The 13,188-nt window shown below is 76.2% G+C and carries 8 protein-coding genes; 3 read left to right on the forward strand and 5 right to left on the reverse strand.

Annotation, left to right across the window (positions count from 1 at the left end; translation table 11 throughout):
* Nucleotides 1-48 precede the first annotated feature (48 nt).
* Nucleotides 49-2,349, forward strand: coding sequence for a patatin-like phospholipase family protein (locus AC1UE5_RS03975; RefSeq protein ID WP_482920781.1), 2,301 nt, complete (start codon nucleotides 49-51; stop codon nucleotides 2,347-2,349).
* Between the two features lie 40 nt (nucleotides 2,350-2,389).
* On the opposite strand, the gene AC1UE5_RS03980 is transcribed toward AC1UE5_RS03975, so the two are convergent.
* From AC1UE5_RS03980 to recC, 4 genes are read right to left on the reverse strand one after another with little or no spacing between them, the layout of a single operon-like run.
* Nucleotides 2,390-2,734 (reverse strand): STAS domain-containing protein, encoded by a 345-nt coding sequence (locus AC1UE5_RS03980; protein ID WP_482920782.1) that lies wholly within the window; start codon nucleotides 2,732-2,734, stop codon nucleotides 2,390-2,392.
* A 32-nt stretch (nucleotides 2,735-2,766) separates the two neighbouring features.
* The gene (gene recD, locus AC1UE5_RS03985; RefSeq protein WP_482920783.1) at nucleotides 2,767-4,803 is read right to left on the reverse strand and encodes an exodeoxyribonuclease V subunit alpha; all 2,037 of its coding nucleotides are present in this window, start codon (nucleotides 4,801-4,803) and stop codon (nucleotides 2,767-2,769) included.
* Nucleotides 4,800-8,213: a UvrD-helicase domain-containing protein gene (locus AC1UE5_RS03990; RefSeq protein WP_482920784.1), complete on the reverse strand. Its 3,414-nt coding sequence runs from the start codon at nucleotides 8,211-8,213 to the stop codon at nucleotides 4,800-4,802. The genes recD and AC1UE5_RS03990 overlap by 4 nt, the downstream gene beginning before the upstream one ends.
* Nucleotides 8,210-11,689 carry an exodeoxyribonuclease V subunit gamma gene (gene recC / locus AC1UE5_RS03995; protein WP_482920785.1) on the reverse strand — a complete coding sequence of 1,160 codons (3,480 nt, stop codon included), beginning with the start codon at nucleotides 11,687-11,689 and terminating at the stop codon, nucleotides 8,210-8,212. Before recC ends, AC1UE5_RS03990 begins: the two co-directional genes overlap by 4 nt.
* 54 nt (nucleotides 11,690-11,743) lie before the next feature.
* Between recC and AC1UE5_RS04000 the strand changes: the two genes are divergently transcribed.
* Together AC1UE5_RS04000 and AC1UE5_RS04005 are read left to right on the forward strand one after the other, a co-directional pair.
* The gene (locus AC1UE5_RS04000; protein WP_482920786.1) at nucleotides 11,744-12,034 is read left to right on the forward strand and encodes a type II toxin-antitoxin system Phd/YefM family antitoxin; all 291 of its coding nucleotides are present in this window, start codon (nucleotides 11,744-11,746) and stop codon (nucleotides 12,032-12,034) included.
* Nucleotides 12,018-12,437 carry a PIN domain-containing protein gene (locus AC1UE5_RS04005; RefSeq protein WP_482920787.1) on the forward strand — a complete coding sequence of 140 codons (420 nt, stop codon included), beginning with the start codon at nucleotides 12,018-12,020 and terminating at the stop codon, nucleotides 12,435-12,437. Before AC1UE5_RS04000 ends, AC1UE5_RS04005 begins: the two co-directional genes overlap by 17 nt.
* On the opposite strand, the gene AC1UE5_RS04010 is transcribed toward AC1UE5_RS04005, so the two are convergent.
* The gene (locus tag AC1UE5_RS04010) at nucleotides 12,421-13,149 is read right to left on the reverse strand and encodes a hotdog fold domain-containing protein (RefSeq protein ID WP_482920788.1); all 729 of its coding nucleotides are present in this window, start codon (nucleotides 13,147-13,149) and stop codon (nucleotides 12,421-12,423) included. The genes AC1UE5_RS04005 and AC1UE5_RS04010 overlap by 17 nt on opposite strands.
* Nucleotides 13,150-13,188 lie beyond the last annotated feature (39 nt).

A 13,188-nucleotide genomic window follows, 5' to 3' on the forward strand; every position in this document is an offset into this window, starting at 1 on the left:
CGAGCGGGGTGGACCGGCGGGTCCGCGCTCGGTTAGCGTTGCGCCAGCGTGAGCATCGCCCCTCCACCGCCGACCGACGCCGCCGCCGCGCTCGCCCAGGCCGAGGCGCTGGTCCGGAGCGACCGCTTCCGCGAGGCGCGGCGGGTCCTCGTCGGCCTGCGCGCCGGCGCGCTCGACCCCGCCTTCACGCGCCGCGCGCGGGTCCTCCTCGCTGCCGCGACCTACAAGGACGCCGAGCTGCCGACGCGGCGCGCGCTCGACCGGGCGCTCACGATCCTCCAGGAGGCCGGCCCGCTCGACGGCGACAGCGGCCGCGACGCGCTCGCGCTGGGCGGCGCGATCCACAAGCGCGGGTGGGAGCTGACCGGGCAGTCCGTCGAGCTGCTGCGCGCGATCGAGCTGTACGAGCTCGGCCACGCCAGCCCTGATCCCGACCTCGACGGCGAGTGCGGCGCGGGCGCCGCGCTGCTGCTCGACGTGCTCGCGGACCTCAACGCGCGCGAGGCGCCCCGCTCCCCCACGCTGCGCGCGCAGTGCCGGGCGCTGAGCGACCGAGCGGACGCGATCCGCGCGGAGCTGATCGAGCGGCTGGAGCGGATCCCACCTGGCGACGGGGACGGCGACAGCGGCGCGCGGTGGTGGCGGGTCGCGACGCTCGCCCAGGCGTACTTCGGCCGCGGCGACCACGCGACGGCCAAGCGGGTGGTGGAGGAGGCGGTGGCTGCGGGCGCTCCGGCGTGGCTGCGGCGGACGAGCGCGCTGCAGCTCAGCGCGCTCGCCCGCGTGGAGTCCGAGGCGGCGGCCGGGGGCTCGGAGGTCGCGCCGGAGGACGTCGTCGGCGCGCTGCTCGGCACCGAGGACGAGGCGGCGATCGGCGCGGCGTACGCCGGGCGGCTCGGGCTCGCGCTCTCCGGCGGCGGCTTCCGCGCGTCGTTCTTCCACGTCGGCGTCCTCGCCCGGCTCGCCGAGCTCGACGTGCTCCGCCACGTGCAGGTGCTCTCGTGCGTGTCGGGCGGCTCGATCGTCGGCGCGCACTACTACCTCAAGCTCAAGCGCCTGCTCGAGGAGCATCCGGAGGAGGACCTGTCGCGCGACAGCTACGTGCAGCTCGTGCGGGAGCTGGAGAGCGAGCTGCTCGCCGGCGTCGCGAAGAACATCCGCATGCGGGTGCTGGCGAACCCGGTCGCGACGGCCCGCGCGCTCGTCAGCCGCGGCTACACCCGCACGCTGCGCGCCGGCGAGCTGTACGCACGGTACCTCTACGCGCAGACCGGCCCGCGCGTCCCGGCGTTCATGGACGAGCTGCTCGTCACGCCGCACGGCCATCCGGACGGAGCCGCGACGTTCTCGCCGCGGCGCGACAACTGGCCGCGCGCGCACAAGGTCCCGATCCTCGTCCTGAACGCGACGTCGCTCAACACCGGCCGCAACTGGCAGTTCACCGCGCGGCGGATGGGCGAGCCCGCGCCGTCGGACCTGCGCGAGGTCGACGGCGGGACGTGGCTCGCGCCGGTCGACTACGACCCGTCGCGGGCGGAGCGGCGGATGCCCCTCGGCCACGCGGTCGCCGCGTCGGCGTGCGTGCCGGGCATCTTCGAGCCGCTGGTGGTGGACGGGCTGTACGCCGACCACACGGTGCGGCTGGTCGACGGCGGCGTGCACGACAACCAGGGCGTCGCGAGCCTCGCCGAGCAGGAGTGCACCGCGGTGCTCGTCAGCGACGCGAGCGGCCAGATGGTCACCCAGGCGCGCCCGAAGGCGGCGCTGCTCGCGGTGCCCAAGCGCTCCTCGTCGATCCAGGGCGCGCGCGTGCGGCAGTCGCAGTTCCGCGAGCTGGCCGTGCGGCGCGCGACCAGCGCGCTGCGGGCGCTCGACGTGGTGCACCTGCGGCGCGGGCTGCTCGCCGCGCCGACGACGGCCACCGGCACGCCGCCGCCCGAGCCGGGCTTCGACGCCGACGGCCTCCCCACGCCGCTGCCCGGGACGGCGCCGCCGACCGAGACGTCGCCGCTGCCGGCCCGCATCCAGGAGCGGCTGGCGCTGCTGCGCACGGACCTCGACGCGTTCAACCAGATGGAGTCGTTCGCGCTGATGTGGAGCGGCTACCGGATGATCGCCGACGAGCTGCGCGAGACGCCGGTCGAGGGCCTGCCGCTCGCCACCGACCTCGACGACGTCGACCCGGGCGCGCGGTGGCGGTTCGCCCAGATCCGCGCGCACCTCGACGGCGGCGCGCGCGAGCAGGAGCTGGAGCGCGTGCTGCGTGTCGGTGCCCAGCGGTTCCTCAAGCCGCTCCACGCCCGCGCGCCGTGGCGGCGGTGGAGCGCGATCGGCCGCGTCGAGCCTTAGCGGGCCGCGGCACCGCCGCGCCGCCCGTGCCGCCGCGCGTTCAGCGCGTGGGACGCCAGTCGAACAGCGCGTCGGTCGCGGTCAGCTCGAACACGCGCTGCACCGTCCGCGGCCCGGGCACGATCGCGAGGCGGTGGCCGTCGCGGCGTGCGGCGTTGCGCAGGTTGAGCAGCATCCGCAGCCCGGACGAATCGATGAACCCGACGCGCGAGAGGTCGACCACGACGCGCTCGAACCCGGCCGCCCGCAGCTCGGCCACCTCCAGTTCGACGAGACCGGCCGTGTGAAGGTCGATCTCGCCGACCGGAGCGACGACGACCTCCTCCCGCGCCGGCACGACATGCACCCGGAGCTCGTCGTGGTGCGGGGGAAGGTCGATCGCCATGTGGACAGCATCGTCGCCGCGGTGACTCTCCGTCAGTCCCCCTGTTGAGAAGGAACGGCGCCCCAAAGCCGCGCCCGCAGTCCCGACGCCCGCGCGACCGGCCTCTCGACCGCCGCGCGAACGGTCGCCTCGGTGCCGACGAGGACGAGCCGCTCGCGCACGCGGGTGACCGCGGTGTAGAGCAGCTCGCGCGTGAGGATCTGCGACGAGGGGTCCGGCAGCAGCACGGCGGCGGTGTGGAACTGCGAGCCCTGCGACTTGTGGACGGTCATCGCGTAGACGGTGTCGACCGGCCCGAGCCGTGCCGGCCGGAACGTGACGACCTGGCCGCGCCGCTCGAACGCCGCCGTGACGCGCCCGCCCGTGCCGGCGACGACCACGCCCGTGTCGCCGTTGTAGAGGCGCAGCCCGTAGTCGTTCTCGGTGACGAGCAGCGGCCGGCCCGGGTACCAGGCGCCGCCCGCACCGAACCCGTCGAGCTCGTCCGCGAGCCAGCGCTCGACCCGCGCCATCCACGACGCGACGCCGTGCGGCCCCTCGCGATGCGCGCACAGCAGGCGGAAGCGGGTGAGCGCGTCGAGCGCCTTCTTCGGCGCGTCCTCGCGGCGCGACCGCGCGTGCCGCGTCACCGCGCGCGCCGCCTCGACCGCCGCTGCCCGGACCGGCGCGAGCGCCGCGCTGCCGGCGACGTCGGGGTCGCCGGCGTCGACCTCGATCCACGTGATCTCCTTCGTCGGCGCGCGCAGCGCCTCCACCGCGCCGTCGGCGTCGCCGCGCCGGATCGCCTCGGCCACGCGCGCGATCTCGACGCCGTGCCGGTGCACGCGGTCGAGCACGACGATGCCGTCGGCCACCCGTGCGCCCGGCGGCGGGTCGGCCGCGAGGACGAGCGACGACGTCGCCGCGCCGAGCACCGCGCGCGCCGGCTCGCTCATGTAGGGCTGCTCGGTCGCCGGCCCGACGATGTCCCCGAGCACCGCCCCCGCCTCGATCGACGTGAGCTGGCCGGGATCGCCCACGAGCACGAGCCGCGCCTCCGGCCGCACGGCCTCGACCAGCCGCGCCATCAGCGACAGCGACACCATCGACGTCTCATCGACGATGACGACGTCGTGCGGGAGCCGGTTGCCGCGTGCGTGGCGGAAGCGGCTGTGGCTGTCGGGCCGCCACCCGAGCAGCCGGTGGAGCGTCGAGGCGCTGAGCCCGAGCAGGTGCTCGCGGGTCGCGCCGTCGATCGCCCCGCCCTCGCCCAGCTCGCGCGCCTCCTGGTGCACGACCTCCTCGAGCCGCGCGGCCGCCTTGCCGGTCGGGGCCGCGAGCGCGACGAGCGGCGGCGGCGCGCCGGCCCCCGCGGCCTGCTCCATCAGCAGCGCGAGCACCCGCGCGACCGTCCAGGTCTTGCCGGTGCCCGGCCCGCCCGCGATCACCGCGAACCGCCGCAGCACCGCCGACGCCGCCGCCAGCGTCTGCCGGCTGTCGGTCTGGCCGGGGAACAGCCGCTGGAGGCCGTCGGCGAAGCGGTCGAGGTCGAGCGTCCCGCCGGGCGCGGACGGCCCGCGCGCGAGCAGCTCGTCGGGGTCGCCGTGCCCGCTCGCGCCGAGGGCGACCAGGTCGCGCGCGACCTCCCGCTCTTCCCGCCAGTACCGGTCGAGGTAGAGGAGCGCGGGGCCGCCGCCCGCGGCGAGGAGGCGGAGCGGGCGGGCGGTGGCGGGGTCGTCCTCGCCGTCGGCGACGAGCGGGCTGCGGCGCAGGGCGGCAAGCCAGGCGTCGGGGTCGGGCCACGGGAGACCGGTCAGGTCGACCTCGCTCTCCTCCTCGCCCGTCGTCGCGCGCTCGTGGATCGTGCGCAGGTCGACGCAGACGTGGCCGAGCCGCGGCGCGCGCACGGCGAAGGCGACCCCGAGCGCGACGAAGCCGTCCGGATCCTCGACCGCCGCGAGCTCCGTCAGCCGCACGGCGACGTGGACGTCGGCCGCCGCGAGCACGCCCGCGTCGTTGAACGGGCGCAGGAGCCCGGGCGCGTGGTGCGCGCGGCGGACGTCGTGGAGGTCGTCGGCCAGCGCGCTCACGCGGCGCCTCCGCTCGCGTCGAGCGCGTCGCTCAGCGCCACGACGAGCGCACCCGGCGGCCGCCACGAGAAGACGCCGCACGGCACACCGTCCACGCGCGGCGTGTCCGCGCCGACCATCCCGCGCAGGAACAGGTAGAGCACCCCGCCGAGGTGGACGTCGGGGTCGTAGCCGGCCAGCCGCCAGCGCAGGAACCGGTGCAGCGCGGTGACGTAGAGCAGCGCCTGCAGCGCGTAGTGCGCACGCTCCATCTCGGCCTCGAGCGCGGCCGGCCGGTGGTGCCACGCGGTCAGCTCCTCCCCCGGCGCGCCGAGCCAGTTCGTCTTGTAGTCGACGACCAGGAACCGCCCGCCACGCCGCAGCACGAGGTCGATCGACCCCGTCAGGTAGCCGTGGACCTCCGCGCGCAGCGCCGGGTCCTCGAGCCGGTCGGCGTACGACGCGAGCGGGTCGCCGGCGGGCAGGTGCGCGCGCAGGGTCGCCGCGAGCACGGCCGGCGTGACCGTCCCGAGCGGCGACTCGCCGCCCGCCAGCGGCAGCTCGAACGTCAGCTCGTCGAGGCGATCCGCCCGCGCGACGTCGCACAGCCGCGCACCATCGACAAGCGGCCCGAGCGGCGTCTCCAGAGCCGCACGCAGCCCCGCGATCGTCGCGTCGGCGTCGCCGATGTCGACCGCCCGCCGCGCGCGCACGAGCTCGACCTGGGCGGCCAGCTCGGCGTCGAGGTCGGGCGCCGCGAAGTCCGCCGCCTCCAGGACGCCGTGCACGAACGTGCCGACCTGCGGCCCGAACGGCATCCCCGCCAGCAGCGACGGCACGGCCCGCAGCGCGGCCTCCTCGGCGGGGACCTCCGCCGTCGCGGCCGGGACGCCCGCGGCAGCCGCCGACGGCTCGTCGGCCAGCAGCTCCTCCTCGGGCTCGCTGCCGACCCGCACCTCGTGCGCCGCCGCGGTGATGTCCGAGTACGACGTGCGCCGCCAGCCGCGGTCGAGCGCGCGGTCGAACGTCGCGGCCTCCAGCTGCGCGTGCGGGAGCGGCGAGCCCGACCACACCGCATGCCGGCCGAGCGTCGACGGCGCCACGCTGATGCACCCCGGCACCTCCTCCGCCAGCGCCTCCAGCCGCGCGGTCGCCGCGTCGTCGGCCGGCGTCTGGGAGCCGGAGGGCCGCACGCTTCCGTCCTCGTCGCGCGCGAACAGCAGCCGCCCGAGCGGCGAGTCGCGCGAGTCCCACGACCCCGCCCACCACACGATCGCCTGGTGCTGTGCGCGTGTCAGGGCGACGTACGCCAGCCTGAGATCCTCGCCGCGCTGCTCGACCTGGTGCTGGAGCTGGTGGCGGGGGAAATCGGGCCCGTCGAGCCCGACGTCGACGGTGCGCCGGTCGCCGCCGTCGGGGTCGTGGAAGAACACCGGCTGCGGCCCGCGCGGGATGTAGCCCGGCTCCCACAGGTACGGGAAGTAGACGATCGGGAACTCGAGCCCCTTCGACCGGTGGATCGTCAGCACCTGGACGGCCTCCTGGTCGGAGTCCAGCCGCCGCGAGCGCTCCTCGTCGCTCGTCTCCGACTGCGCCGCCGCGATCCGCGCCCGCAGCCACGACGTCAGGGCCGCCGTGCCGAGGTGCTCGGTCGTCGCCGCCGCGTGCAGCAGCTGCCCCACGTGGCGCAGGTCGGTCAGCCGCCGCTCGCCCTCGACCGTGCCGAGCACCCGGCCCGGCAGTCCTTCGGCGAGCGTGATCGTCTCGGTGAGCGACGCGACCCCGCGCTCGCGCAGCACACGGGCCCACTGGTGCAGGCGGCGGTGGAGCTCCTCCCACGCGTCGTCGTCGGCCGCGGCGACCTGCTCCGTCGTCCAGCCGAGGAACGGCGTGAGCGCGGCGGCCCGCGCGCGCGTGGTCGCGCTCGGGCGCTCGATCGCCTCCAGCAGCCGCAGCCAGTCGCGGGCAGGCTCGGTCCCGAACACCGAGCCCGCGCCGTTGATCACTGCCGGAATGCCCGCCGCCTCGAGCGCGTCGCGGATCAGCGCCGCGTTGCGGTGCGTGCGGACGAGCACGGCGACGTGCCCGGGCCGGACCGGCTCGTGGCCGAGCACCGCCCCCGCCGAGCCGCGCCGCTCGATCCGCGCGCCGGACTCCAGGAGCCGGACCAGGTCGGCGGCGAGGTCCTTGGCGATGTGCTCGCGGACCGACGCGTTGCTCGCGTAGCCCGCCCGCGTGCGGGTGATCGTGCGCTCGTCGCGGTGCACGACGCGCATCCGCAGCGGGGCGGGGTCGGGCGCGCCGAGCAGCCGCGGGGCGTGGTTCGCCTCGGCCGCGACGACCCGCCGGTAGACGATGCCCTCGTGCCCGAGCCGCGCGCCGCCGAACATCGCGTCGTACGCGTCGAGCAGGCCCTGGTCGGTGCGCCAGTTCTGGTCGAGCGTCGCACGCGCGTCGGCCGCCCGCGCCGCCTCGAGGTACGCGTAGACGTCCGCGCCGCGGAACGCGTAGATCGCCTGCTTGGGGTCGCCGATGAGGACGAGCGTCACGTCCCCGCCGCCGAACGCGCGGCGCATGATGTCCCACTGCACCGGGTCGGTGTCCTGGAACTCGTCGACCAGGACGACCGCGTAGCGCTCGCGCAGCCGGTGCGCGGCGACCTCCCCCGACCCGGCGCGGCTGAGCGTGTCGTCGAGCCGGGTGAGGAGGTCGTCGTAGGTCATGATCCCGGCGCGCCGCTTGCGCCGCTCCAGCTCGTCGCGCGCGGCCTTCGCGAGCCGCACGCGCATCGCGGCGATCGTGTGCTCCGGCGCGTCGCGCGGCTCCAGCGGCGCGGTCGGGTTGGCGATCGCCGCGCGCGCGATCGCGAGCGCCTCGTCGCGGGAGACGTCGAGCGCGCCGCCGCGGTGGAAGCGGCGCACGTAGAGGTCGTCGACGACCTCCTCGATGAGGTCGTCGCACTCCTCGACGAGCTGCGTGTCGGGCTCCGCGTCACCCTGGACGCCGAGCCCGCCGAGCACCTCCTGGCAGAAGCCGTGGGTGGTCGCGATCGTGGCGGCGTCGAAGTCCGCGAGCGCGCGGGCCAGCCGCCCGCGGCGCTCAGCGACCTCCGCCGCGGTGCCCTCGGCCAGCAGCGCGACCACCGCGTCGCCCGCGTCCGGCGCCTCGCCGCCGAGCACGCGCTCCAGCCCCGCCTCGGCGGACACGAGCCGCTCGCGGACGCGCTCGCGCAGCTCCCCGGTCGCCATGCGCGTGAACGTCACCAGCAGGATGCGGTCGAGCGGGATGCCCTCCGCCACGTACCGCGCGGCGAGCGCGGCGATCGTGAACGTCTTGCCGGTGCCCGCGCTCGCCTCCAGCACGGTGACGCCGCCCCGGGGAAGCGGGCCCGTGACGCTGAACGCGACGCTGTCGGTCAGGAGGTCGCTCACCGGTCGATCAGCTCCTCGCAGCGCAGCAGGCCGCCCCACAGCTTCAGCGCGTAGCGGCCGAAGCGCGTCGTGTCCCGCTCATCCCACCCAGGCCCGCACTCGTCGGCGGACGGCTCCTGCTCCAGCAGCCAGGCGAAGGAGCGGACGCCGCCGAAGACCAGCTCGTGCTCGGGCTCCTTGTCCTCGCGCGGGTACTGCCAGCCCGACTCCCACTCCGCCTTGCCCGCGACCATCGGGTCGCCGGTCGCGTTGAGCGCGGCGTGCGCGTACGCGGCCGCCGCCAGGCACGGCAGCGGGAGCGGCTCGCGCATCCCGCGGTCGTACACGTCGACGATCGACTCGAGCTGGTCGAGCGCCATCCGCCGCCGCTCGTCCGGGTCCGCGTGGAGGACACCGAGCCGCGCGATCGTCACGTCCGTCCCGCGATCCGCGTCGCGGCGTGCGCGGCCGAGCACGACCGCCTGGTAGGACTGAGCCGGATCGGCGGCCGTGAGCGCGAGCCAGCGCACGTAGGCCGCGAGCCGGTGGCGCGGGCTCACGCGCGAGTACGTCACGAACCGCAGCACCGAGCCGCAGACGCCCGGGACGGTGCCGGAGAGCGAACGGCCGTCGGCGAGGCGCAGCTTGACGTCCACCGACGTCGGCTCGTCCCCGTGGCCGAGCACCACGTCCGCCGCACCGGCGATCTGGTCGACGATCGGCGTCACGCGGTCCAGGACCGGCTGCGCGAGCGCGCCGGGCGGGAGCGTGCCGCGCGCGATCTCGGCCCGCACCGCGACGTCCGCGCCGGTGCCGTCCAGCCGCGCCTTGAGCAACCGGTCCCCGACGCCCCACAGCTCCAGCGCGTCGAGCTCGATCGGCAGCGCGTCCTCGATCTCGTCCTCGAGGTCGCCGAGCGAGATGCCGAGCCGCTGCCGGAGGAACGCGCGCACCGGCCGTTCGGCGAAGCGCACGAGCTCCTCGATCTCGACCAGGCCGCCCTCGCGCGGCGCCAGCCGGCCGGCGAGGAACGCGCGCTTGGGCCCGCGCGGCCCCACCAGCGCGCGGGCGCCGTCGAGCGTCACGCGGTCGAACGACCACGGGCGGGCGGGGGCCAGCTCGCCGGCGACGAAGTTGCGCGGGTCGAACGGCTGGAGCGGGTGGCGCGTGACGACGTGCTCGCGCGGCGCACGGACACGCGCGCCCTCCGGCTCCTCCGGCACGCGCACTGTCCGGTCGATCACGTCGAGCAGCTCGCCGATCGGCACGGCCGGCGGGCGCTCGGCGTTCGTCCGCTCGTCGTTGCCGGTGTACGTGACGAGCAGGCGGTCCTCGGCCGCCATCAGCGCGTCGAGCAGCAGCTGGCGATCCTCGCTGCGCGCGTCGCGGTCGCCGACGTGCGGGTCGTCGAGGATCAGGTCGTCGCCGTCGCGCGGCGCCTTGCGGGGGAACACCGCGTCGTCGAGCCCGAGCAGGCAGACGACGCGGTGCGGGACCGATCGCATCGGCATCAACGTGCAGATCGTCAGGTGTCCGGTGCGGAAGTTCGCGCGCGTCGGACGCCCCTGGAGCCGGTGGGCGAGCAGCGCGCGGATCTCGGCGAGCGCGAGCGTCGTCGGCGCCTCGTCCGCCTCGCGCACCACGTCGTCGAGGATGCGCTGCAGCTCGGCCCGCTGCCACCCGTCGCGGCTCGCGGTCGCGGTGAGCGCGTCGGCGGCCGTCGCCAGCGCCGCGGCCCACTGCGCGATCGGCTGCGGCCTGCGGAGGGTGTCGAGCACCTCGCGCAGCCGGTCGACCAGCTCCGCGAACCGTCCCGCGAGGTCGATGGCGCCGCTGTCGACGTCGTCGTGCGGGAGGACGGCGTCCGCGAACAGGCGCCGGTCGTCCTCGGTCATCGTCACGCCCGCCAGCACGCGGTCGAGCCCGGCGCGCCACGTCCCCGCGGCGAGCGCGTCGAGCTTGAACGGCTTGCGGTGCTGCGCGTCCAGGCCCCAGCGGATGCCCGACGTCGCGACCCAGTCCTCCATCCGGGCGAGGTCGTCGTCGTCGAGGTGGAACCGGCGGCGGACGGGCTCGCGATCGGCGAGGTCGAGCACCTCGGAGGCGGTCAGGCGGCGCTCGGCCAGGTCGACGAGCTGCGCGACGACGCCGAGCACCGGGTTCGTCTGGCGGAGCGAGCGGTCCGCCAGCCGGACGCGGAGGTCGGGCGTGGCGGCCTGCGGCGCGTCGGGCGCCGCGTCGTCGTCCTCGTCGGCGACCTGCCCGGCGCCGAACGTCGCGTGGATCAGCGGCGCGAACGTCTCGATGTCCGGGCACATGACGATGACGTCGCGCGGCTCGAGCGTCGGGTCCTCCTCCAGCAGGTGCAGGATCGCGTCGCGCAGCACCTCGACCTGCCGCGCGCGGCCGTGGCAGGCGTGGATCTGGATCGAGCGGTCGGCAGGATCGAGGACCGGCCGCTCCACGGGCGGCGGCTCGTCGGCGCGGACCGCGGCCTGCACCCGCTCGAGGAGCGTCGACGCGGCCGCCTCGGTGCCGGGATGGTGGTGATCGGCGACCCGCACGTCCGGCGCGCCGGCCAGCACGAGCTGCAACTCCCGTGCGTCGTGGCCCCACGTCGCGAGCAGGCGGTTGCGCGCGAACGCCGCCGTCGGGTCGTCGCGCCGGCGGATCACGCGCACGCCGGCGTCGGCCGTCGCGGCCACCTGCCCCCACAGCGCCGGGGACGGGTGCAGGAGGAAGAGGTGGACGTCGCGGTGCGCAGCGAGCGCCGCCAGCACGTCGAGCTGCGCGCGCGGGAGCCGCGTGAGGCCGAACAGCGCGACGCGCTCGGGGAGGTCGACCAGCTCGGGCCGCTCGCGCAGCGCTGCGCACGCCGCGGCACTCCGCTCCGCCGGGCTCGGCGTCCCGATCCGCCCCCGCAGCCGCCGCCACAGCGCCGCCTGCCACGCCGCGTCGGTGTCGGCGCCGCCCGCGGCCCACCCCAGCACCATCTCCGGCCGGTGCAGCGCGTAGCGGTCGTAGAGGTCGGCGACGTGGCGCACGGTGCCGAACCGCCGCGCCCGCCGGACGCTCTCGCCCACCGTCGACCGCGCGTCGTCTCGCCCGATGTCGGGCTCCTCCGCCGCGCCCAGGTGCGTCGCGAGCGTCGCCAGCCACGGCTCGCCGAGGTTGGCCTCGACGACCTCGAGCAGCGGCCACACCGCGCGCTCGGGCAGCCACGGGTCCGCGTCAGGGTCGATGCCGGTCGCGGCCGCCACCGCGCCGAGGACCAGCCGTCGCGGCGAGGGGAACGCGACGTTCGCGCAGATGCCGTCCGCGCGCCCGGCCGTCGCCCCCAGGCGGGCGGACATCCGCTGCGTCAGCCACCGCTCCATCCCGCGCGTCGGCACCGCCACGACGTCCTCCGCGAACGGGTCCGCCGGCGCGGCCGCGAGCAGCCCGCTGAGGGCCTCGACGAGGCGGTCCGCACGTTCGGCTCGATGCAGGTGGAGCATGCCTCGGGCAGCCTACGGTGGGCCGCGGACGGAATGTGCTACGTTCCGACGCACATGGCTCAGACGGTCGGCGTCCGCGAGCTGCGGCAGAACCTCAGCAAGTACCTCACCCGCGTCAAAGCGGGCGAGAGCCTGGACGTCACCGAGCACGGCCGCGTCGTCGCGCGCCTCACCCCGCACGGCGACTCCGTCGACCCCTACGCGCGTCTGGTCGCGGCGCTCGGCGTGCGCCCGCCGACGGGCAGGTTCTCGGACATCCGCGACGAGCTGCTCGCGCGGCCCGACGGCCGGCCGGGCGAGGCCGACGAGCTCATGGAGTGGGTCCGCGGTGAGCACCACGACTGACGATCCCTGCCTCTACCTGGACACGTCCGCGCTCGGGCGGATCGTGACGGACGACCCGGCGCGGCGTCCCGTGCTCGACGTGCTCGACATGTTCGAGGTGCTGACGTCGAGCGAGCTGCTCCGCGTCGAGCTGATCCGCCTGGCGACGCGTCGCGGGGGCGACAGCCTCAGGATCGCCGAGGCGCTTCTCGCGCGCGTCGGGCTCGTGCCGCTCACCTACGAGACGCTGCGGGAGGCGGAGACCGTCGTGCCGCCGTACGTCCGCGCGCTCGACGCCCTCCACCTCGCCACGATCCTCCGCCTCCGCGACAACGACGCCGTCCACGCGGTCCTCACCTACGACACGGAGCTCGCGCGCGCGTGCGCCGAGCACGGCATCGACGTCCTCAGCCCGGAAGCGTGACCCAGATCGCGCGCGCCCGCGCGAGGACGTCGCCGTCGGGCGTCAGGAGCGCCGAGGCCGTGCGGTGCTTGCGCCCCTCCGAGGACTCGTGCCAGCCGACCGCGACGACCGTTTGGCCCAGCTCGATCGGCGCGAGGATCTCCGCGTGGAGCGAGCCGAGCAGCGCCAGCGACTCCATGCGGGCGAGGCGCGGGACGTAGCTCGGGCAGTCCAGCGCGCCCCAGACGTTGACCGGATCGAGCACGCCGTCGCCGTGCGGCAGCGTCGCGTCGCCGATCAGCACGGCGCCGTTGACGTCGGGCGCCGACGCGAGCGGGCCGAAGTGCAGGCCGAGCCCGTCGTGGCGGTACGGGCCGCAGACGAAGCAGTCGGAGAGCATGTGCCGCTCGCCCAGCCACAGGTGCTCGCGCATCGCCGCGCGCGCCTCGGCGACCGACGGACGGACCGGCGGCTCGAGCCCGTCGAGCGGCTCCGCCGGCCGGGCGGTCGCGACCGTCGTGCCGTCGGGGCTGCGCACGGTCACCGTGCCGTCCTCCGCGACGTCCGCGGGAAGGTCGACGTCGACCGGCGGCGGCGCGTGGAGCCGCACCGCGGCAGCGGGCCCGTCGACCAGCGCGGCGACGTAGCCGCACGCGTAGCCGCCGTTGGCAGACGCCGGCGGCCCGTTGAAGCGGCCGGGGATCCGGACGGTGGTGAGGGTGTCGGTGGCCATGGTCAACTTGTAGCGAGCGCCGGTTACGGTCCGCTTCCC

Source organism: Parviterribacter multiflagellatus, from assembly GCF_056863265.1.